General features: G+C 47.3%; 2 protein-coding genes. One reads left to right on the plus strand and one right to left on the minus strand.

Going from position 1 to position 1,965, the window contains the following annotated elements:
- Nucleotides 1-1,374: methyl-accepting chemotaxis protein (locus tag ACRC27_RS02975; protein WP_438639161.1), on the plus strand; the 1,374-nt coding region annotated here is incomplete at its 5' end.
- 73 nt (nt 1,375-1,447) lie between these two features.
- On the opposite strand, the gene ACRC27_RS02980 is transcribed toward ACRC27_RS02975, so the two are convergent.
- On the minus strand, nt 1,448-1,965 hold a 518-nt coding region (locus tag ACRC27_RS02980; RefSeq protein ID WP_438639162.1), incomplete at its 5' end, for a sodium:solute symporter family transporter.

Raw genomic sequence — 1,965 nt, forward strand, 5'->3', positions numbered from 1 at the left:
CTGCTCTCAGCGCAACACAGTTACTTAGAACGATTTAGTGCGGTTGCTACTCCAGCACAGCAAGCATTACTTAACCGCATATTGAATCAGCCTGTCATGAAAGAAGTCGAACAATATGAGCAGCTCGCGCTAAAACAGATGTCGACAGGCAACTTCAACGTTAATCCTGAAAAATGGTTTGCACTCAGCACCGAAAAAATTGAATTACTCAAACAAGGCGAAGACCAGCTATTTGAGCAATTATTCCAGCAAGTTGAGCTGATGCAAAACCAAAGTTTACGTAATTTTTGGTTCGGCACATTCACTGTATTGGCCTGTATATTAATCACAATCTTGGTCAGTGTTCGAGTATTACGGGATATCCATCAAGGGTTCTTAGCCCTACACCAGACATTATCTCGCTTGGTTAATGACAATGATTTAACGATCCGAGTCAAATGGCAATCTGGCGATGAACTTGGCTCCATCGCTAAAGATCTCAATCATTTTTTAGAACATTTGGAAGGATTACTACTCAAAGTTCGCCAGTCTTGCAGTGTGTTGACACACAGCGCCAGTCATTCCAATGCCGTTATCGCCGACGTTAATGAAGGTTTGGTTCGAGGCGTTGATCAAGTGGGTCAAGTAGCCACTGCAGCGACGGAAATGGCCGCAACGATCGCTGAAATTGCACGAAACGCAACGCAAACCGCACAAGCGACTCAGCAAGCAATTAATCGCGCCCATCAAGGCGATAAAGAAGTTGATCAAACTATTGTGGCTATTGAAAAAGTTGCTGGAACACTTGAGCAAAGCTGTTTGCTTGTCAATAACCTGCATCAAGACACTGAATCTGCTGTAGAAGCGCTGAATTTAATCAAACAGATTTCTGATCGCACCAATTTACTGGCGCTCAATGCCGCGATTGAAGCAGCCCGTGCGGGTGATACTGGACGTGGTTTTGCAGTTGTCGCCGACGAAGTACGCTCTTTAGCTGGCCGTACTCAACAAGCGGCTGACGATATCGAGCAAATGCTCTCTCGTTTACAGCAAGGCGCTCGCCAAGCGGTAGTTGCCATGCAATCGGGTAGCCAGCAAGCAACTCTCAGTGTTACAGAAGCACAACGAGCAGGCACTGAATTGACTGATATTGTGAATGACGTTCGGAAAGTCAATGACATGACAGCACAAGTAGCCAGTGCCACAGAGCAACAACGCTGTGTTACCGATGATATTCAAAGCAACATGATAACGATTCGTGAAGTGTACGAAGCACATAGCGAGCATGCGATCACCTTGCAGCAAAATATCGCTGAACTTGAAGCACTTGCACAAGAGTTAACCCACTCACTGGCTAATTTTAAATTGAATAATACCCTCGTATCACTAAATTAAATCCACTAACAAGACAGCAGCCTCTCACATCTGATATTGAGAGGCTGCTGAGTGATTAACTCATGCTATCCACTTAATCCACCTGCAATTTAGCCGGTGGGGCGGTATGGAACTCTGCATCGGCTTTGGCAAAACGTTCTTGGATTGCACGTGATGGCGCTTTATCCAGCACACTCACCACCACAATCCCGATGCTCGCCAGAATAAACCCAGGGATGATTTCATACAGGTTCAACCACGCAAACTGCTTCCAGATAATCACGGTGAAGGCACCAATCAACATACCGGCCAGCGCACCATTGCGAGTCATCCGTGACCAGAGTACCGAGAACAACACCACCGGCCCGAACGCAGCGCCAAATCCAGCCCAAGCGTAACTCACCAGACCAAGCACGCGGTTTTGCGGGTTATAAGCCAGCGCAATGGCCAGTAACGCCACTGCCAGCACCATCAAGCGCCCTACCCACACCAGCTCTTGCTGACTGGCATTTTTACGCAAGAAGGCTTTGTAGAAATCTTCGGTCAACGCACTGGAGCACACCAACAGCTGGCAACTTAAGGTCGACATCACAGCGGCTAAAATGGCGGACA

The organism is Plesiomonas sp. (assembly GCF_051650925.1).
Taxonomy (GTDB): Bacteria; Pseudomonadota; Gammaproteobacteria; order Enterobacterales; family CAMTGL01; genus Plesiomonas.